The sequence below is a fragment of the Halorubrum sp. SS7 genome, assembly GCF_005435055.1.
GTDB lineage: Archaea > Halobacteriota > Halobacteria > Halobacteriales > Haloferacaceae > Halorubrum > Halorubrum salinarum.
Window position 1 is genome coordinate 134,005 of record NZ_SGXV01000001.1, and the last position, 18,194, is coordinate 152,198.

The 18,194-nt window shown below is 69.8% G+C and carries 16 protein-coding genes; 9 read left to right on the forward strand and 7 right to left on the reverse strand.

Annotated elements, in window-relative coordinates; genetic code table 11:
- Positions 1 to 3 precede the first annotated feature (3 nt).
- Positions 4 to 732, reverse strand: coding sequence for a YqjF family protein (locus tag EXE44_RS00725; protein WP_137715534.1), 729 nt, complete (start codon positions 730 to 732; stop codon positions 4 to 6).
- A gap of 81 nt (positions 733 to 813) precedes the next feature.
- On the reverse strand, positions 814 to 1,830 hold the full coding sequence (locus EXE44_RS00730; protein ID WP_241991773.1) for a cation diffusion facilitator family transporter: 1,017 nt from the start codon (positions 1,828 to 1,830) through the stop codon (positions 814 to 816).
- Positions 1,831 to 2,003: 173 nt separating this feature from the next.
- Between EXE44_RS00730 and EXE44_RS00735 the strand changes: the two genes are divergently transcribed.
- The gene (locus EXE44_RS00735; RefSeq protein ID WP_137715535.1) at positions 2,004 to 2,705 is read left to right on the forward strand and encodes an HD domain-containing protein; all 702 of its coding nucleotides are present in this window, start codon (positions 2,004 to 2,006) and stop codon (positions 2,703 to 2,705) included.
- 15 nt (positions 2,706 to 2,720) lie between these two features.
- Here the strand turns inward: EXE44_RS00735 and EXE44_RS00740 are convergent, their stop codons facing one another.
- Positions 2,721 to 3,464, reverse strand: a complete 744-nt coding sequence (locus EXE44_RS00740) for a TetR/AcrR family transcriptional regulator (protein WP_137715536.1) — start codon at positions 3,462 to 3,464, stop codon at positions 2,721 to 2,723.
- A 166-nt stretch (positions 3,465 to 3,630) separates the two neighbouring features.
- Here EXE44_RS00740 and EXE44_RS00745 point away from each other — a divergent pair, with 166 nt between their 5' ends.
- Positions 3,631 to 5,325, forward strand: coding sequence for a COG1361 S-layer family protein (locus tag EXE44_RS00745; RefSeq protein WP_137715537.1), 1,695 nt, complete (start codon positions 3,631 to 3,633; stop codon positions 5,323 to 5,325).
- An 81-nt stretch (positions 5,326 to 5,406) separates the two neighbouring features.
- Positions 5,407 to 7,899: an RND family transporter gene (locus EXE44_RS00750; protein ID WP_137715538.1), complete on the forward strand. Its 2,493-nt coding sequence runs from the start codon at positions 5,407 to 5,409 to the stop codon at positions 7,897 to 7,899.
- Positions 7,900 to 7,952: 53 nt separating this feature from the next.
- On the opposite strand, the gene EXE44_RS00755 is transcribed toward EXE44_RS00750, so the two are convergent.
- Positions 7,953 to 8,375 carry a hypothetical protein gene (locus tag EXE44_RS00755; RefSeq protein WP_137715807.1) on the reverse strand — a complete coding sequence of 141 codons (423 nt, stop codon included), beginning with the start codon at positions 8,373 to 8,375 and terminating at the stop codon, positions 7,953 to 7,955.
- A 260-nt stretch (positions 8,376 to 8,635) separates the two neighbouring features.
- Here EXE44_RS00755 and coxB point away from each other — a divergent pair, with 260 nt between their 5' ends.
- Positions 8,636 to 9,412 (forward strand): cytochrome c oxidase subunit II, encoded by a 777-nt coding sequence (gene coxB / locus EXE44_RS00760; protein WP_137715539.1) that lies wholly within the window; start codon positions 8,636 to 8,638, stop codon positions 9,410 to 9,412.
- Positions 9,409 to 11,907 (forward strand): cbb3-type cytochrome c oxidase subunit I, encoded by a 2,499-nt coding sequence (locus tag EXE44_RS00765; protein WP_137715540.1) that lies wholly within the window; start codon positions 9,409 to 9,411, stop codon positions 11,905 to 11,907. Before coxB ends, EXE44_RS00765 begins: the two co-directional genes overlap by 4 nt.
- A gap of 28 nt (positions 11,908 to 11,935) precedes the next feature.
- Here the strand turns inward: EXE44_RS00765 and EXE44_RS00770 are convergent, their stop codons facing one another.
- Positions 11,936 to 12,415: a zinc ribbon domain-containing protein gene (locus tag EXE44_RS00770; RefSeq protein WP_137715541.1), complete on the reverse strand. Its 480-nt coding sequence runs from the start codon at positions 12,413 to 12,415 to the stop codon at positions 11,936 to 11,938.
- A gap of 77 nt (positions 12,416 to 12,492) precedes the next feature.
- On the opposite strand from EXE44_RS00770, the gene EXE44_RS20620 reads away from it, so the two are divergent.
- Positions 12,493 to 12,636 (forward strand): hypothetical protein, encoded by a 144-nt coding sequence (locus EXE44_RS20620; RefSeq protein WP_199241165.1) that lies wholly within the window; start codon positions 12,493 to 12,495, stop codon positions 12,634 to 12,636.
- Positions 12,637 to 12,695: 59 nt separating this feature from the next.
- A complete protein-coding gene (locus tag EXE44_RS00775) occupies positions 12,696 to 13,688 on the forward strand; it encodes an NAD-dependent epimerase/dehydratase family protein (protein ID WP_137715542.1) in 993 nt (330 codons plus the stop codon).
- 30 nt (positions 13,689 to 13,718) lie between these two features.
- On the opposite strand, the gene EXE44_RS00780 is transcribed toward EXE44_RS00775, so the two are convergent.
- The gene (locus EXE44_RS00780) at positions 13,719 to 14,468 is read right to left on the reverse strand and encodes a GNAT family N-acetyltransferase (protein ID WP_137715543.1); all 750 of its coding nucleotides are present in this window, start codon (positions 14,466 to 14,468) and stop codon (positions 13,719 to 13,721) included.
- A gap of 366 nt (positions 14,469 to 14,834) precedes the next feature.
- On the opposite strand from EXE44_RS00780, the gene sod reads away from it, so the two are divergent.
- Positions 14,835 to 15,434 carry a superoxide dismutase gene (gene sod, locus EXE44_RS00785; RefSeq protein ID WP_137715544.1) on the forward strand — a complete coding sequence of 200 codons (600 nt, stop codon included), beginning with the start codon at positions 14,835 to 14,837 and terminating at the stop codon, positions 15,432 to 15,434.
- Positions 15,435 to 15,568: 134 nt separating this feature from the next.
- Here sod and EXE44_RS00790 read toward each other — a convergent pair whose 3' ends face one another.
- Positions 15,569 to 16,528 carry a helix-turn-helix transcriptional regulator gene (locus EXE44_RS00790; RefSeq protein ID WP_137715545.1) on the reverse strand — a complete coding sequence of 320 codons (960 nt, stop codon included), beginning with the start codon at positions 16,526 to 16,528 and terminating at the stop codon, positions 15,569 to 15,571.
- A 134-nt stretch (positions 16,529 to 16,662) separates the two neighbouring features.
- Here EXE44_RS00790 and EXE44_RS00795 point away from each other — a divergent pair, with 134 nt between their 5' ends.
- Positions 16,663 to 18,150, forward strand: coding sequence for an aldehyde dehydrogenase family protein (locus EXE44_RS00795; protein WP_137715546.1), 1,488 nt, complete (start codon positions 16,663 to 16,665; stop codon positions 18,148 to 18,150).
- Positions 18,151 to 18,194 lie beyond the last annotated feature (44 nt).

Below are 18,194 nucleotides of genomic sequence, written 5' to 3' on the forward strand. Positions count from 1 at the left end.
CCCTCAGACCCGGCGGATCCGGTCCGCGGTGACCGCGATCGGCTCGGCGTAGTGGAGCAGCGGCTCGCCGTCCGGGTCGTCGAACCCGTTGGCCGCGAACAGCGTGTTCGCCCGGATCTCCGCCGCGGCCGGGCGCAGCGTCCACGGCTCGTGTTCGATCTCGCCGACGTACAGCCGCCCGCCGGAGCCGGCGGTGTAGAAGCGGTAGTTCTCCGTGAGGAACGCCGGCAGCGACCCCGGTTCCGGCGTGAACGCCTCGCCGGCCGGGGCGTACGTCGCGTCGAACCGCGCGTGCGGGGCGCCGTCGTGGACGCGGCGGCTCGCGAACCGCACGGCGCGGTCCTCGTTCGCGCCCTCGGCGCCGCCCCCGTCCCACGCCCCCGGGCGTCGAACGTCCGTCTCGGCGCGATAGTAGGGGAGCCGGAACAGCCCGCGAGCGACCGCGACGCCGAGCCGGTCGTCCGCGTCGAGGCTGTGGAAGTAGACGCCGGGCCCGCTCGGTCCCTCGACGTAGGTCCGGAGGTTGAGTTCGGGGAACGACAGCCCCGCGGGCACGCCCCGCGGGCGGATGTCGTCCATCACGAACGGGACGACCCCGAGGTAGGCGTCGCCGTCGTGGGTCGCGACCGACAGGCCCTCCGGCAGCGCCGCGGCGACGGTCGACGGGTCGACGGGCCAGTGCGCGAACAGTCCGTCCCGCCACGTCATCTCCAGCCAGCGGCGTTTCAGCATACCCGATCTAGGGGACGAACGGGCAAAACCCGCACGCCCCCGGCGGCCTCGGGCCCCGGGCGACCGCGGGGTCGCCCCGCCTCACTCCATCGGCGCGTCCGGCCCGCCCGACGGATCCGGCTCCCTCGACGCGTCCGGCCCGCTCGATGCGTCTGGCTCCCCTGACGCGTCCGACCCGTCCGCCGCGTCCTCCCACTCCGGCGCGTCCTTCCACTCCCCGAGGCCGGACGGGTCGAGGTGGACGTGGACGTCCCCGACGTCCTCCAGCGCGCGGAGGCTCGTGACGAGGTCCGTCTCCACGTCGTGGGCCGCGCGGAGCGTCATCTCCCCGTCGACCTCCACGTGGACCTCGACCTCCAGGTCGGTCCCGTCGTAGTAGACGGTGAGGTCGTGGACGCCCTCGACGGCCGGGTGGTCGCGGAGCGCGGCGACGACGCGCTCGCGGTCGCCGGAGGGCGGCGCCGCCCCGACGAGGTACGTGACGTTCTCGCGGCCGATCTCGACCCCCTGGTACACGACGAGGAGGCTGACGAGCGCGCCGGCGACCGGGTCGAGGATCGGGACGTTCAGGAACACGCCGAACACGCCGACGAGCGCCGCGATCGTCGTGTAGATGTCGTTGAGGCAGTCCACGGCGAGCGCGTCGAGCGCGGTCGAGCCGAGGTCGGCGTTCACCAGCTCCGTGTACCGGTACAGGAGGTACATGTCGGCCATCGCGAACAGCAGCGCGCCGACGAGGAGCGGGCTCGCCGTCACCTCGGCCGACCCGACCAGCCCGCGGACCGACTCGCGCAGCAGGAGCAGCCCGAGGATCGCGACCGTCGCGCCGACGAACAGCGCCGTCAGCGGCTCGATCCGCTGGTGGCCGTGCGGGTGCGTCTCGTCCGCGCTCTCGTACCGCGAGCCCCCCCAGACGAACACGACCGCGCTCGCGACGAGGTCTGCGACCGAGTGGGCGGCGTCGGCGACCAGCGCGACACTGCCGAACGCGAGCCCCGCGGCGCCCTCGACCGCGATCTTCACCGCGTTGCCGGCGACGTTCACCGCCGCCGCCCGCTGGAACCGAGCGCGGTCGTCGTTCCCGAAGGGACTCAGCATAGACGCCGGTGCGCCCCCGACCCTGTTAAGCGTCCCGCGTCGCGCCGCCGCCCGCCGCGGAGGCGTCGCACCGACCGATCGCCCGCCGCGTCAGCGGCCGGAGACTCCGTCGTAACGCCTAAGACCGAAACGCTCCTCGGTGACGGTAATGAATCACGATCTTTTCGCCCGAGGTGGTCCCGGTGGGCGTCGAAATTAAGGAAACGGAGGTGAACGACGAGGATTTCGAGGAGATGAAGGGGTTCGTCCGCGACTACCTCGCGGCCAGCGTCGAGAGCGAGGACGACGGCGGACGGATGCGCTGGTACCCCTGGCACTCCGCGTCGTACCGCTTCAACCACATCCTCAACGTCGTCGACCTCGCGACCGAGATCGCCGAGGCCGAGGGCGCCGACGTCGACGTGGTCCGGGTCGCGGCCGTCTTCCACGACGTCGCGAAGCTGGAGGCCGAACAGGATGTCCACGCGGAGGCCGGCGCGCGCGTCACCCGCGAGTACCTCCAGAGCCGCGGCACCTACCCGGAGTCGTTCATCGAGGAGGTGTGCGGGGCGGTCGTCGACCACTCGTACACCGGCGACCTCGACGACGTGCCCCTAGAGAGCCGGTGTCTGATCGAGGCGGACGTGCTCGACAAGGTCGGCGCCAACGGCGCCGTCCTCATGCTGTTGCGCATGGGGTACGAGTCGCGGACGCACATGGACGCCGCGAAGATGGTCGACCGCGTGCTCCAGCGCGCGCACGACCACACCGACCGCGTCGTCTCCGACACCGCCGAGAGCATCGCGCACCAGCGGATCAAGCGCGTGAAGTGGCTCCGCGAGTGGCTCGAAGAGGAGGTCTCGCGGATGGACGCCGAGGGCGTCACGGACCGCTGAGCGCGGCTCCGGCCGCTATTCTCCCGCACCGCTCGCGTCGACGAGCGGCAGCATCGCCTCCAAGTATCGGTCGATCCCGGCGCGCGAGCCCGCGACCCACGGGCCGCCGTTCGTCGTCGCCCAGCGGAACATCCCGCCCGTCGCGAACGTCTGGAGCGTCGCGGCCACCTCGGCGGCGTCGACGGCGTCGGGGCCGGGCGAGTCGTCGGCGGGGCCCGGTGACCCGTCGCCGTCGGCCTCGGCCGCGGCCTCGCGGACGAGCCGTTCGAGGTACTCGCCGAAGACGCGGTCGCTGCGGTCGAAGTGGTCGCGGTACGCCTCGTCGCTCGCGGCCTGCGCGCGGAGCTCCGTCATCACCGTGACGAACCGCTCGTCGGGGGCGTACGGGTCGTCGAGCGACGCGGGGTCGACGACCGCCGTGAGGTAGTCGTCGAGCTGGTCCCGGGCCGAGCGGTCGAAGGCCTCCGGGGCCATCTCCGGCACGTCGTCGCCCGCGCCCGCCGCGGCGTCGCCCGACGGCTCCGCGAGGGACCCGTCCGCGACGGCCGCCTCGAACTGGTCGAGCAGGAAGCCGAGGAGGTCGAGCAGCAGGTCGTCTTTCCCGTCGTAGTGGTGGTACACGAGCGACGGGCTCTTGTCGAACTCGTCGCCGATCCGCTGGATCGTGACGTTCGCGTACCCGTGTTCGCAGAGCGCGCGGAACGCCGCGCCGAGGATGGCCTGCCGGGTGTTCGACGGCTCCGCGAACGGGTCGTCCATACCCGACGTATTCGCCCCCGGTATATACAGCTCTTGATTGAACGTTCATTCAACACGCTTATGTCGCGGGCCTCGCTCGGGGACGTATGACTCGTTCCGACGCGTCACGGTACGACCGGCCGCTCAGCGCGGCCAGATCCTCCCGCGGTCCCGCCGGAGGGGACCGATGAGCCGACCGGCGCGACTCGTCACCGCCGCGCTCGCGGTCGCCGCGGTGAGCGCCCTCCTCGTCGGCGTCTCGCTCGCCGGCGCCGCGGCGCCGAGCGCGGGCGGATCGCCCGCGGACTCGGCCGCCCTGTCCGGGGCCCCGACCGCCGACGGCGTCGTCGCGCAGACGAGCGAGCCGACCGCGCGACAGGTCCGCGGGTCGCCGGTGCTGGAGGTCTTCGCGTCGCAGCGAACGGTGCCGGCGGGCGCGGAGTCCACCGTCACGCTCGACATCGTCAACACCGGCGAGATGGAGATCGGTAACCAGCTCGACTCCCGGGTGACGACCGCGCGCGGGCTCACCGTCGAGGTCGACGACGGCGGCGTGCCGATCGATGTCGAGGACGGCGAGATCCCGGTCGGCGATGTCTCGACCGCCGCGAGCCCGGTCGCCGTGCCGCTCGACGTGACCGTGCCCGAGGACGTGCCGGACGGGCGGTACGAGGTGGAGGCGACCCTCCGCTACCGCTACACCTTCGAGATCATCCCCGAGTTCAACGACCACAAGGACCGCCGCGGCATCGACGACTTCGACGTCACCATCGTCGTCGACGACGGCGCACGGTTCGCGGTGCTGGAGACCGACACCGACGCGCAGGTCGGCGGGAGCGGCGACGTGACCGTCACGCTGGCGAACGTCGGCGACGAGACCGCCCGCGACGCGGTCGTCTCCGGGAGCACGACCGCGCCCGGCGTCACCCTCGGGCAGGGCGGCGGACAGTCGTTCGTCGGCGACTGGGCGCCCGGCGAGAACCGGACGGTGACGTTCGACTCCTCGGTCGGGCAGTCGTTCGCCGGCGGCGCCTACGCGCTCTCCTCGACCGTCGACTACCGCGACCCGAACGGCCTCGACGAGACGGCGGCGCCCGCCCGCGCCGGGGTCGTCCCGCTCCGCGAGCAGTCGTTCTCCCTAGACGACGTCTCCGGCACGCTCGAAGTCGGCTACTCCGGGACGGTCACCGGCACGATCACGAACGAGGGGCCGCGCGCCGTCGAGAACGCGGTCCTGGTCGCCGACTCCGGGAGCAACCGCGTGAGCCTCGGCGAGAGCCGGTACGCGCTCCCGCGGATCCCGCCCGGCGAGTCGGCGGAGTTCACCTTCGACGCGGACGTGAGCGGGAGCGCCGACCCCGGGCCGCGACAGTTCCGGTTCACCACTGAGTACGAGAGCGGCGACGCGACCCTCACGGCCGAGCAGACCCGACGCGTCGAGGTTGCGCCGCGACAGCCCGAGTTCGAGCTGGCCGTCGAGAACGCGACCGTCCAGGCGGGCGAGACCCGCCGGATCAACGCCACGATCACGAACCGGCGGCCGGAGACCCTCTCGTCGATCAACGCCGGGCTCTACGCCGACAGCCCGCTGACGGCCGTCAACGACGAGGCGTTCGTCGACGAGCTCGAACCCGGCGAGTCCGCGCGGATCTGGTTCGAGGTGGCCGCCGCGGGGAGCGCGAGCGTCGAGGACCACCCGGTCGAGCTCGACTTCCGCTACGAGGACGCCCGCGGCAACGACCGCATCTCGGACATCACCCAGGTCCCGGTGACCGTGACTGAATCGGTCGACGACGGCGGGCCGCCGCTCGGCCTCGTCGCCGTCGCCGCCCTGCTCGTCGCCGCCGCGGTCGGCGGCGCCGTCTGGTACCGACGACGGTGATCGGATGAGCGGACGCACCACCGCGCCGGGTCGCCCGCCGAGGAGCCGCCCGACCACGGACCGCGGGACAGCGGGGCACCGGTGACCGCGGCCGACCGGCTGATCGAGGAGATCGACCGCGTCGTCACGCAGCGGCCGCTGGCGGTCGTCGCGGTGTTCCTCGTCGTGACGGCCGGCTTCGCCGGCGGGCTGACCGGCATCGAGACCAGCGCGGGCGCGGACCAGTTCACGCAGGACATCCCCGCCCAGCGGGCGCTCGACGACATCGACGAGGAGTTCGAGACCTCGATCGGCGGCTCCGCGACGTCGGCGCAGGTGATCGTCTCCGACGACAACGTCCTCTCCCACGACGCGCTCGTGCGGACCTTGGAGACGCAACACCGGCTGGAGTCGCGCTCGACGCTCCGGGTCGCGTCGACGTCGAGCCACGCGGACGCGGTCGCGCGGCAGTTAGACCCGAGCGCTTCGACCGCGGCCGAGCGGCGCGACGCCGTGACCGAGGCGACGCCCGCCGAACTGCGGACGGCCATCGCCGACGCCGACGCGACGGGCGCGATCGCGGCCCAGGTGTCGGTCGACTACAACCCCACCGCGCAGGCGGCCGACACGGCCATCGTCGGGATCACCTACGACCTGCCGGACGCGGCGACGACGGCGCGCGTGACCGAGCTACAGACACGCAGCGTCGAGGTCGTCGACTCGGTCCCGGGCAACGAGGCCGGCGAGAACGCCATCCTCTTCGGGGACGGCGTCCTCCAGTCGGAGATCACGGCGCTGTTGACCGACACCGCGATCATCGTCTTCCCGGCGGCGCTCATCCTGATCGTCGGGTTCCTGATCTTCTCGTACCGCGACCCGTTCGACATGGCGATCGGGATCGCCGCGCTGCTCCTGTCGCTCCTCTGGACGTTCGGCTTCATGGGGTACGCCGGGATCCCCTTCTCGGACTCGCTCGTGACGGTGTTCCCGCTGCTGCTCGCGGTCGGGATCGACTTCGGGATCCACATCGTCAACCGCTACCGCGAGGAGCGGGCGACCGGGACCGGCATCGAGGCGTCGATGCGGACCACCACCGACCAGCTGCTCATCGCCTTCCTGCTGGTGACGATCACCACGGTGTTCGGGCTCGTCTCCAACGTCGTGAGCCCGTTCGACCCGAACCGCGACTTCGGGATCGTCGCGGCCGCGGGGATCACGTTCACGCTGATCATCTTCGGCGTCTTCCTCCCCGCGGCGAAGGTGCTCGTCGACCGGCTGCGCGAGCGGTTCCCGGTCCCGACGTTCGGGACGAGCGCCCTCGGCGCCGGCGGCTCGCGGCTCGCGCGCGTCCTCCACGTCGGCGTCGACCTCTCGCGGATCGCCCCGGTCGCGGTCGTCGCGCTCCTCCTCGTCGGCGGCGCGGTCGGCGGCGCCTACGGGACCGGCGTGAACACGGAGTTCTCCGAGGAGGCGTTCTTCCCCGACCAGGACCGGCTGGAGACGTACGCCGACCTCCCGGAGCCGTTCGCGCCGACGGAGTACACGTTCCTCGACGTGTTGACCCTCTTCGAGGAGGAGTTCGAGCAGGACTTCGTGGGGTCGGTGACGCTGTACATCGACCAGTCGGTCAGGGACGACGACTCCCTGGAGCTGATCCACCGCACGACGCGGAACCCCCCGGACACCTTCGCGACGACCGACGAGCGCCGCGCGCAGGCGACGAGCGTCGTCACCGTGATCGAGGACCGGGCGTCGCGCGACCCCGAGTTCGCGGCGCTCGTCGAGCGCAACGACCGCCTCGGCAACGGCGTGCCCGATCGCAACGTCGACGAGGTGTACGACGCGCTCCTCGACTCCTCCGCTGACGGCCGGGCCCGCGGGTACGTCGCCGCCGACCGCGGCAGCGCGCGGATCGACTACACGATCCGACCCGGCGTCGACAACTCCGAGGCGGTCGCCGACGTGCGCGAGCTCGCCGAGCGCACGCCGCTCGACGCGGTGCCGACCGGCTCGCTCGTCGTCAACGAGGCGGTGATCGACCTGCTGACGGAGTCGGCGATCCGCAGCCTGTTCGCCGCCTTCGGGCTCACGGCGCTGTTCTTGGCGCTCTCGTACGCCTACCTCGAAGGGAAGGCGGTCTACGGCCTCCTCAACCTGGTCCCGGTGCTCGTCACCGTCGGCCTGCTCGTCGGGTCGATGCGGCTGTTCGACATCCCGCTGACGCCGATCAACGCCCCGATCCTCTCCGTCTCCATCGGGCTCGGCGTCGACTACACCGTCCACTTCGTCCACCGGTTCGTCGACGAGTACAAGGCGGGCCTGCCGATAGACGAGGCGCTCGACGTCACCATCGCGGGGACGGGCGGCGCGCTCACCGGCAGCATGCTCACCACGGTCTCCGGGCTCGGGGTGCTGTGGCTCGCGGTCATCCCCCTCCTGCGCGACTTCGGCGTCCTGCTCGCGCTCGGCGTGTTCTACGCCTACCTCTGCTCGATCCTGCTCGTCCCCTCGCTCGTCGTCGTGTGGGACCGGTACGGCTCGCTCGTCGGCCTCGGGCTCGACGACGGGCTCCGCGGCGCCGGCGCCGAGCGCTGACGCCGCGCACCGAGTGACTTCCGACCGAACGGCAGAGACAGAAGGAGACCGAGTCAGCCAACCACGCCGACGACCAGCTGGACCGTGACGAGGACGAGGAACGCGGCGCCGGTCGCCAGGGTGCCCGCGGCGACGCCGTGCGCGTTCCCGAGTCCGCGGCTCCGCGTCGCGAAGTAGGCGCCGAGGAAGACGAAGCCGACGAGCAGCAGCCCGACGGCCAGGAAGGCGACGTTCACCAGCGTCCCGGCGAGCCCCTCGGGGATCCCGAAGCTCCCGACGCCGAGGAGGATGCTCCCGCCGACGAGGACCGTGATGCCGACGAACGAGACCGCCCACACGACCGGCGTCCGGACCACGTCGCCGAGCGTGTCGACGACGGCCTCGTAGCGTCCGCCCGTCTCGTCGCGGCCGGGAGCGACTCGCTTCGCCCCGATTTCGGCGACCGCGACGAACGTGGCGACGACGAGGAGGCCCATCAGCCCCGTACTCAAGAGGGTGAGTGATGTCATGGATTTCCGTTGTTAGGGGCTCCGTTCGCGCGTACAAATACCCTTCGACGCGCCTTCGACGCGGGGTCTCCGCACCGATCGGTCCCCTCGACCGCGGCGTCGATCGACCGGCCGGTGGGGTCGCACTCGGGGGGCGAAACGGGTGGGTCCACCCCCGATGGCCCGCCCCGCTACACAAGAGATAAGTGTACCATCGCTAAGGGTGGTACAAGAGCAGACAGACGAACATGATAGATCCAGTTATCCTACAACAAGGGGGCGACTGGCGCGCACAGGCGGAGGTCTTCGACGAGATCTTCTTCGTCTTCCTCGCGCTCGGCACCCTCGTCGGTACCATCGTCGTGTCGTACACGCTGTGGAACGTGTACAAGTACCGCGACGACGGGAACCGGTCGGACGAGGAGTTCGACGCGCCGGTCGTCGGCGAGCTCCCCACGGGACAGGGCGGTCCGAAAGCCAAGAAGCTCTTCCTCTCGTTCGGGTTGAGCGCGATCGTGGTCATCAGCCTCGTCGTGTACGCGTACGGGCTCCTCCTCTACGTCGAGCAGGGACCGGACACCGGCGACGAGGGAGACATCGAGATCATGGTCGAGGGGTACCAGTACGGCTGGGCCTACGAGTACCCCAACGGGCACACCGAACGGGGTGAGCTGATCGTGCCGGCCGACCAGCGGATCGACCTCAACATCACGTCGAGGGACGTGTGGCACAACTTCGGCTCGTCGGACTTACGGATAAAGTCCGACGCCATTCCCGGAGACTACAGCGAGACGTGGTTCGCTGTGAGCTCCGAGGACGTCGAGGCGCAAGGCGGGGAGGCGACCTACCGCGTCGAGTGCTTCGAGCTGTGCGGTCCGGGTCACTCCCAGATGAAGAGCCAAATCACGGTCCTGCCGCAAGACGAGTGGGAGGAGTGGTACGCGAGCACCGGTAACAGCTCCGAGAGCGCCAGTATCGGGGCCTCCGGCGCCGGCTTCGCCGCGGCCAGCGGGGTGGGCGCATGAGCGAACTCCCGCCGACGACCTCCGTCAAGCGCTGGTTCGTGACGACCAACCACAAGGACATCGGAATCTTATACACGATCACCGCGCTGTTCTTCCTGCTGTTCGGCGGCGTGATGGCGCTGCTCATCCGCCTCCAGCTGTGGGACCCGACGAGCCAGATCCTCTCCGGGCTGGCGTACAACGAGGCCGTCACCGCGCACGGGCTGATAATGGTGTTCTGGTTCCTCTCGCCGTTCGCGTTCGGGTTCGCGAACTACTTCGTGCCGCTCCAGATCGGCGCGGACGACCTCGCGTTCCCGCGGCTGAACGCCCTCTCGTACTGGCTGTACCTGGGCTCGGGCCTCCTGCTCGCGATCAGCTTCTTCCAGGGCGGCACGCTGTCGGCGGGCTGGACGATTTACGCCCCGCTCAACGTGCCGATGTACACGCCGAGCATCGGTTCGACCGGTGCGGTGCTCGCGCTCGCGATGTTCGTCACCGGCACCACGGCGTCGACGGTGAACTTCCTCACGTCCATCCACCACTCCCGGGCCGAGGGGATGGGGATCATGGACATGCCGATGTTCACCTGGTCGATGCTCGCGACCGTCTGGATGATGCTGTTCGCGTTCGCCGCGCTGCTCGCGGTGGGCCTCATCCTCGCGGCCGACCGCGTCCTCGGTAGCGTCTACTTCTCGGCGACCGAAGGCGGGTCCCTGCTGTGGGGGCACCTGTTCTGGTTCTTCGGTCACCCGGAGGTGTACATCGTCTTCTTCCCGGCGCTCGGCGTGATGCTGGAGCTGTTCCAGACGTTCTCCGGGCGCCGCCTCGTCGGGCGGAAGTGGGTGATCATCTCCATCTGCCTGATCTCCGTCCAGTCGTTCCTCGTGTGGATGCACCACATGTTCCTGACGACGATCAACCTGGAGATCAAGACGCTGATGATGGCGACCACCATCGGCATCTCGCTGCCGTTCGACCTGGTCGTCTTCGCGCTGATCTACACGCTGATCAAGGGGCGGATCCAGTTCACGACGCCGTTCCTGTTTGCGTTCGGCGCGCTCCTGCTGTTCATCCTCGGCGGGATCACGGGCGTCTTCCTCGGCGCCATCGTGCTCGACTACGAGTTCCGCGGCACCTACTGGGTGGTCGCGCACTTCCACTACGTGATGTTCGGCGGGGCGACGGCGCTGTTCGGCGGGGCCTACTACTGGTTCCCGAAGATCACGGGGAAGATGTACGACGAGTTCCTCGGCAAGCTCCACTTCGTGATCTTCTTCATCGGGTTCAACGCCGTCTACTTCTCGATGTTCCTCGGCTGGGAGACCCCCCGCCGGGTGTTCGAGTACAACCCCGAGTTCCAGATCTACCACCAGTTCGGGACGATCGGCGCGTTCGTGCTCGGGTTCTCGTTCTTCATCATGTTCTACAACTTCGCGAAGTCCTACGTCTCCGGCGAGCCGGCCGGCGACAACCCGTGGGACTACTCGCGGACGGCTGAGTGGGCGGTCTCCTCGCCCCCGCCGCTCGAGAACTGGCCCAACCGTCCCTCGTACGCCTCCGGGAAGCTGGAGTTCGTGAAGGACTACGTGCCGGACGGCGGCCCCGCCATGAAGACCGACGACAACGGCGACGTGGCCACCGACGGCGGCGACAGCCACTCGGCGCACATCTCCGAGTACCCGTACTGGGACAAACACCCGAGCCACGCCAGCATCTGGCCGTTCGCGCTCTCCGTCGCGCTCGGCGTCACGCTGTTCGGCTTCTCCGGGTTCGCGGACGCGGTCACCGTCGAGCTGGGCGAGACGGCGATGCAGAGCAACGTCGTCATCTCCAACGCGATGTACCCGATCGCCATCGTGGCCGGCATGGTCGGCCTCCTCTACACCGGCGTGAAGTGGGGACTCGAAGACTTCTACGCCCCGCCGTCCGAGTTCGCCGAACGCTGGCCGTTCAACGGCGTCGAGAAGGTGAAGCTGGGGATGTGGTTCTTCCTGGCCTCCGACGTGATCGTCTTCGGTGCGTTCCTCTCGGCGGCCATCTTCGTCCGCTACAACGCGGGCTGGATGACGTGGGAGCCGCTGACCGACCCGCTACCCGGACTGATCAACACCTTCGTGCTGCTCACGTCCTCGTTCACCGTGATCCTCGCGCTGGTTGCGGCCCGCCGGAAGAGCCGGCAGGGACTACTGGCGTCGCTGGGGTCGACCATCCTGCTCGGGTTCGTCTTCATGGCGATCAAGATGTGGGAGTGGAACCACGAGGTCTTCGACAAGGGCGTGACCATCTCCGCGAACGCCCACGGCGACCCGATCCAGGCGTCGATCTACTACGTCACGACCGGGCTCCACGGGATCCACGTGCTGCTCGGGTTAGTGATCGCCATCTTCCTGTTCGTCAGGGCGTACCAGGGTCACTACCTCGACGACGAGCGGCCGATCGAGTACTTCGGCCTCTACTGGCACTTCGTGGACATCGTCTGGGTGTTCGTCTTCCCGCTGTTCTACCTCTTCTGAGGCGGTTCGCGGCCCCGTTTTTTCGCTGTCACGCGTCGCCCTCACCGACCGGTTCGGCGCACCACTGACAGAAGTCGAACGTCGGGTCGGTCTCTCTCCCGCATTCGGGACAGCGGATCGTCTCTCCTGACTCCGATTCAGACTCGCCGCCCGTCACCTCCGCGGACGCGCCGTCGGGACCGGGTACCGCGGCCGGCGAGTCCGTCGCTCGTCTGCGGTCGCGGTCCCGCTCTGACCCCCGGTTGTGGCGGACCGCCACGACGTACGCGTCGACCACGCTGGCGACCACGACCGCGGCGGCGGGCGCGACCTCCGAGACCGCCGGCGGGTCGCCCGCGAGCGCGCCCGAGATCGCGGACTCCGGGACGAACACGAACACCGCCGCGGCGACCGCCAGGTACCAGCCGAGCCCGCGGGCCCACCGGCGGAGGTACGCGTGACCCAGTCCCGAGACGACGAGCGCGAGCAGTGCGGCGAGCCAGGGCCGCCGACGAGTGCGTTCCGACATGCGCGGTCGTACGACCTCCCGCCCCGAGAACCTACCTCTCTCGGAGCGTTTATGTGGCGGACGCGCCGAACTCCGGTATGTTCGGCGTTCCGCTCGGCGAGTTCCTCTACGGGGCCGCGTTCGCGGTGTTCGGCGTCGGCACCTGGGGGATCGGCCTCGGCGTCGCGTACCTCCTCTACCGCCGGTGGCGCGGCGACGGCCCCCGCGGCGACGACGACTGAGCCGGACGATCGAATTCCGGTTCGGCCACGCTTTTCACGTCGCTCGTCCGATCCCAGGTATGTCAGACACGGCGCTCGTCGTCGGCGGCACGCGGTTCATCGGCCGACACACCGTCGCGGAGCTGCTCGCGCACGACTACGAGGTCGCGATATTCAACCGCGGGAACCACGAGAACCCCTTCGCGGACGACGACCGGGTGACCCACGTCGAGGGCGACCGGAAAGACGAGACCGCGCTCCGGGCCGCGAAGCTGTCGGTCGAACCGGACGTCGTGATCGACTGCGTCGCGTACCACCCGGCAGACGTGGCGACCGCGACCGACGTGTTCGCCGACGTCGACGGCTACGTCTACATCTCGTCGGGCTCCAGCTACGCCGCCGAGGAGATTCCCAAGCGCGAGGGCGAAACGCCGCTGGAGCCGTGTACCGACGCGCAGGCGGTCGACGACGACCACGAGACGTACGGCAACCGGAAGGCCGAGGGCGACCGCGAGGTGTTCGCGGCCGCCGAGGCGGGCGTCAACGCGATGGCCGTCCGCCCGTGTATCGTCTACGGCCCGCACGACTACACCGAGCGGCTCGACTACTGGATCGACCGCGTGCTCACCCACGACCGCGTCGTCGTCCCCGGGGACGGGCAGAACCTCTGGCACCGGGCGTACGTCGCGGACGTCGCGAGCGCGCTGCGGATCGTCGCCGAGCGCGGCGAGCCTGGCGCGGCGTACAACGTCGGCGACCGGCGGGCGCTCACGCTGCGGGAGACGCTGGAGACTATCGCCGACGCGGCGGACACCGAGGTCGATATCGTCCCCGCGAGCGCGGACGCGCTGGCGGCCGGCGGCCTCGACCCCGAGGAGTTCACCCTCTACCGCGAGTACCCGCACCTGCTCGACACCTGCGCGCTCGCCGACCTGGGCTGGGAGTCGACGCCGGTCGACGAGGCGATGGCGCGGACCGTCGAAGAGCACCGCGAGTCGGACCGGGACGGGAGCGAGTGGGACCCCGGCCGCGAGGCCGAGGAGCGCGTCATCGGCGTGAAGGAGACGCTCTGAGGCGGTCGCGCCGCTCCGCGCGGCGACCCGTCAGTACGCCGCGTCCCACCGCGCGGGCTTCCGCCGGTTCCCGCAGTCGCGGCACTCCATCCGGTCCATCGTATCGATGGCGACGTCCGTCCCCTCGCAGTTGCCACAGAGGTAGCCGTAGCGGCGCTCGTGGTCCGGGTCGACGTACGCGACGTAGAACGGCGCCTGCGAGCCGCGGTCGCTCTCGTCGAACGCGACGTGGACGGTCTCCCCGTCCTCGGTCTGGTACGTCGCCTCGGAGATGCCCCTGAGCCGTCCGACCTGCTTCCGGAACTCCCGTTCCGCGAACAGCTCGCCGCCGATGTCCACCTCGCGCTCGCCGGCGAGCTCGTACCCCTCGCGCTCGTAGAACTCAGTGCCCGCCTCGTTGTCGGCGAGCACGCGCGCCTCGATGCGGTCGACGTCGGCCGAGCGGAGCGCCGACTCGACTCGCTCTAACAGCGCCGAGCCGATTCCCGAGCCCCGGTGGTCGGGGTGGACGTGGAGCCAGTCTATCTCGCCGACGCGCTCGCGGCGGCCGACGACGTAGCTCTCCGCGAACCCGACGACGACCCCGTCAACCACGGCGACCGGGAACACCGCGTCGTCGTCCTCGACGTCGTCGCCGAGGTCCCCGGCGTCGTACCACTCCTCGACAGCCTCGTCCAACAGCGCCTCGTCGACGGCGTGCCCGTACGACGCCACGAGCGACTCGCGGGCGACCGACCGGACCGCGTCGACGTCTGCGGCGGTTGCTTCGCGTAGGTCCATGGGTGTAGATACCACCCCGACTACTAAAAACTCGGTCGGGATTTCCGTCGCACGCAACGGGTCCCTGCCACCGTCGCGCGCGCCGCGGCGACCGAACGGGTCGCCCCTGCCGGATCCGTCCTCACCGCACCTGCGCCGCCCTGCTCGCGCTCGACGCGGAGGCGGTCACGGCACTTCGCTTCGATCAGAGATGGTAAGCATCACGATTACGGAACTCCGAATAGTTTAACCTCGATATAGTATTCTTTTATAATCAGACCTGAGTGCTGTTTTAGGGGATTTCACCTGCGTTCAGAAATAACAGGTGATTTACTGGAATGCGCTACAGAGAATCTTCTTACCCGTGCCGCGAGTACGTGTGAACGCATGAGCTACGAACTCGATCCGCTGCCGTACGAGTACGACGCACTGGAACCGCACATCTCCGAGCAGGTGCTCGAATGGCATCACGACACCCACCACCAGGGGTACGTCAACGGCTGGAATTCCGCCGAAGAGACGCTCGAAGAGAACCGTGAGAACCACGACTTCTCTTCGTCCGGCGGCGCCATCCGCAACGTGACCCACAACTCCTCGGGCCACATCCTCCACGACCTGTTCTGGCAGAACATGTCTCCGGAGGGCGGCGACGAGCCGACCGGCGCCCTCGCGGACCGCATCGAGGAGGACTTCGGCTCGTACGAGGCCTGGAAGGGCGAGTTCGAGGCGGCGGCCTCCGCGGCCAGCGGCTGGGCGCTCTTAGTGTACGACACGTTCTCGAACCAGCTGCGTAACGTCGTGGTCGACAAGCACGACCAGGGCGCGATCTGGGGCGGCCATCCGATTCTGGCCCTCGACGTCTGGGAGCACTCCTACTACCACGACTACGGCCCGGCCCGCGGCGAGTTCGTCGACAACTTCTTCGAGGTCGTCGACTGGGAGGAGCCGTCGGACCGCTACGAGCAGGCCGTCGAGCTGTTCGAGTAACGCGCTCGACGCGCCGGTTCCCGCTCCGGGCGCTCGCGCCGCCGGCGACGGAGCGAGGCTGTGGGCACTCGCGGCGGTCCGTTCTCTTCCGTCTTCCTTTCGAATAACCGTCCAGCCGTGGGGTCGTCCGGCGGCTAAACCGCGTCGAACTCGGGACCGTCGGTCTCGACGACCGTCCCGGTCTCGTCGACGCCCACGCGCATCTCGTCGCCCTCACAGGCGACCGTCACGCGGACGCGGAGCGGCTCCTCGGAGACGACCGTCGTCGCGGCGTCGCTCACGCACCAGTCGAACGTCCAGAACGGCGCCGAACTCAGGTCGACGCCGCGGTCCGCGTGGAACCGGAGCACGTCGGCGTCGTCGAGCAGCAGGAGCCCGACCGTCGACCGGAGGTCGTAGCTACAGCGCCGGCAGGCGTGTTCGACCGCGACGGCCTGGTCCGCTTCGTCGGGCGTCCGCACGAGGTCGGTCTCGACCGTGCCGGCACACTCCGGGCAGACGCCGTCGGCGGCCAGACAGTAGTGGTGGCGGACGTAGTGGTGGAACGCGTCCAGCAGGTCGTCGGTCGACCGGCCGTCGAGCGCGCCCGCCGGGAACGGGTAGCTCACCTGGATCGCGCCGCAGTCGACGCAGCCGATGGAGAGCGTGTCGTCGACGTACCAGGCGTGGAGGTCGCCGCCGCAGGCGTGACACGAGCCGTCCGCCGGGAAGAAGCCCAACTGCGCCCGCTCCGTGAGGGTGCCGGTGAAGATGGCGCTCACCACCTTCCGCCCGGGCGCGCGGAACTCGTAGCCGTCGTCGCGCCGCCGGACGAAGTGACCGGTGAGCCGGTCGAGGTGGTAGCTGAAGTTCGCGCTGTCCGTCGCGTCGACCCGCTCGAACAGCTCGGAGAAGCTCACCGGCGACTCGTCCCCGCCGAGGTCGAGCAGCGCGTGGAGCGTCTCGACCCGCGTCTCGTTGCCGAGGACCGCGAACACCTCGGCGGGCGGGATCCGCGACTCGGTCCGCGGGGCCGCGGCGGGGTCGGCCCCCTCGATGCGGTCCGCGCGCTCGCCGTCGGGAGCGACGCCGCCGGACCGGTCGAACTGACTCATACGTCCCTCCTCGTTTACTGGACGGTAAAGTCTGTTGGAGCCGCCGGGAACGCGACGACCCCCGCCCGACCGATCCGGCGGGCATCTCCGCTATCTCTCCCCTTTTTGCTGTTTCTACCGTTTGGTAAAACGGAATGAGCGACCTATCGATCGACGCGGACTGGGACCGGCTCTACGTCGACGGCGAGTGGCGAGCCGCCGAGCACGGCGAGACCATCGCCGTCGAGGACCCCTCGACGCGCGAGACGGTGACCGAGGTACCGCGCGGCACCGAGACGGACGTGGACGCGGCCTACGAGGCCGCCGCCGAGGCGCAGGCGTCGTGGGGCGAGCAGCCGCCCGCGCGCCGCCAGGCGGTGATCGAGCAGTTCCACGAGGCGCTCGACGCCCACGCCGACGAGATCATCGAGCTGCTGGAGTACGAGGTCGGCGGCTCGGCGATCATGGGCGAGACGTCGATCCAGATCGCGGGCGACCACGCGAGCGAGGCCGCGACGCTCCCGCGCCGGATGAAGGGCGAACACGCCGCCTCCAACATCCCCGGCAAGGAGAACCAGCTCCAGGTCGGCCCGAAGGGCGTCGTCACGGTCATCTCGCCGTGGAACTTCCCGCTGAACCTCTCGATGCGGGCCGTCGCGCCCGCCATCGCGGCCGGGAACGCGGTCGTGTTGAAGCCCTCGACGAACTCGCCGATCACCGGCGGGCTGCTGTTCGCGAAGCTGTTCGAGGAGACCGACCTCCCCGACGGCGTCCTGAACGTCGTCACCGGTCGCGGCTCCGAGGTCGGCGACCGCGTCGCGAGCCACCCCGAGAGCGACGTGGTCGCGTTCACCGGCTCGACGGAGGTCGGCCAGCACGTCGCGAGCCTCGCCGGCGAGAACCTCGCCGTCCCGGCGATGGAGCTCGGCGGGAACAACGCGCACGTCGTCACCGCGGACGCCGACATCGACCGCGCGCTCGACGCCGCCGCGTTCGGTTCCTTCGTCCACCAGGGACAGGTGTGTATCTCGATCAACCGCCACGTCGTCCACGAGGACATCTACGACGAGTACGTCGCGGGCCTCGTCGACCGCGCCGAGTCGCTGCCGACCGGGAGCGTCCACGACCCCGAGACGATCGTCGGCCCGATCATCGACGAGTCGCAGCGCGACGAGATGCTGGAGTACGTCGACGAGACGGTCGAAGCCGGTGCGACGCTGGAGACGGGCGGCCGCACGGTCGACGTCGACGGCGTTGACGACTCGCTGGTCGTCGCGCCGACCGTCCTCTCGGGCGTCACAAACGACATGCCGGCGGCGGCGAACGAGCACTTCGGCCCTATCGCCCCGGTGATCCCGTTCTCCGACGTGGACGAGGCGGTGGCGATCGCCAACGACACCGAATACGGGCTCTCCGGCGCGGTCCACTCCGGCGACCTCGGCACGGCGAAGGAGATCGCCGACCGCATGGAGACCGGCAACGTCCACATCAACGACCAGCCGATCAACGACGAGGCGCACGTCCCGTTCAGCGGGATCGGCGCCTCCGGCGTCGGGCACTACAACAGCGACGCGTTCCTCTCGGAGATCACCGAGACGAAGTGGATCTCGATCCAGCACGAGCCGCGCGAGTACCCGTTCTGAGGCGACCGCGCCGTCGGCGCGGCCGCTGACCGGCGCGCTCCGTC

Bases quoted from the DNA above. Each gene is read 5' to 3' on its own strand.
- EXE44_RS00790 (WP_137715545.1), bottom strand. From the start codon at position 16,528: ATGAGTCAGTTCGACCGGTCCGGCGGCGTCGCTCCCGACGGCGAGCGC.
- EXE44_RS00725 (WP_137715534.1), bottom strand. From the start codon at position 732: ATGCTGAAACGCCGCTGGCTGGAGATGACGTGGCGGGACGGACTGTTC.
- EXE44_RS00780 (WP_137715543.1), bottom strand. From the start codon at position 14,468: ATGGACCTACGCGAAGCAACCGCCGCAGACGTCGACGCGGTCCGGTCG.
- EXE44_RS00775 (WP_137715542.1), top strand. From the start codon at position 12,696: ATGTCAGACACGGCGCTCGTCGTCGGCGGCACGCGGTTCATCGGCCGA.
- EXE44_RS00745 (WP_137715537.1), top strand. From the start codon at position 3,631: ATGAGCCGACCGGCGCGACTCGTCACCGCCGCGCTCGCGGTCGCCGCG.
- sod (WP_137715544.1), top strand. From the start codon at position 14,835: ATGAGCTACGAACTCGATCCGCTGCCGTACGAGTACGACGCACTGGAA.
- EXE44_RS00730 (WP_241991773.1), bottom strand. From the start codon at position 1,830: ATGCTGAGTCCCTTCGGGAACGACGACCGCGCTCGGTTCCAGCGGGCG.
- EXE44_RS00755 (WP_137715807.1), bottom strand. From the start codon at position 8,375: ATGGGCCTCCTCGTCGTCGCCACGTTCGTCGCGGTCGCCGAAATCGGG.
- EXE44_RS00770 (WP_137715541.1), bottom strand. From the start codon at position 12,415: ATGTCGGAACGCACTCGTCGGCGGCCCTGGCTCGCCGCACTGCTCGCG.
- coxB (WP_137715539.1), top strand. From the start codon at position 8,636: ATGATAGATCCAGTTATCCTACAACAAGGGGGCGACTGGCGCGCACAG.
- EXE44_RS00795 (WP_137715546.1), top strand. From the start codon at position 16,663: ATGAGCGACCTATCGATCGACGCGGACTGGGACCGGCTCTACGTCGAC.
- EXE44_RS20620 (WP_199241165.1), top strand. From the start codon at position 12,493: ATGTTCGGCGTTCCGCTCGGCGAGTTCCTCTACGGGGCCGCGTTCGCG.
- EXE44_RS00765 (WP_137715540.1), top strand. From the start codon at position 9,409: ATGAGCGAACTCCCGCCGACGACCTCCGTCAAGCGCTGGTTCGTGACG.
- EXE44_RS00740 (WP_137715536.1), bottom strand. From the start codon at position 3,464: ATGGACGACCCGTTCGCGGAGCCGTCGAACACCCGGCAGGCCATCCTC.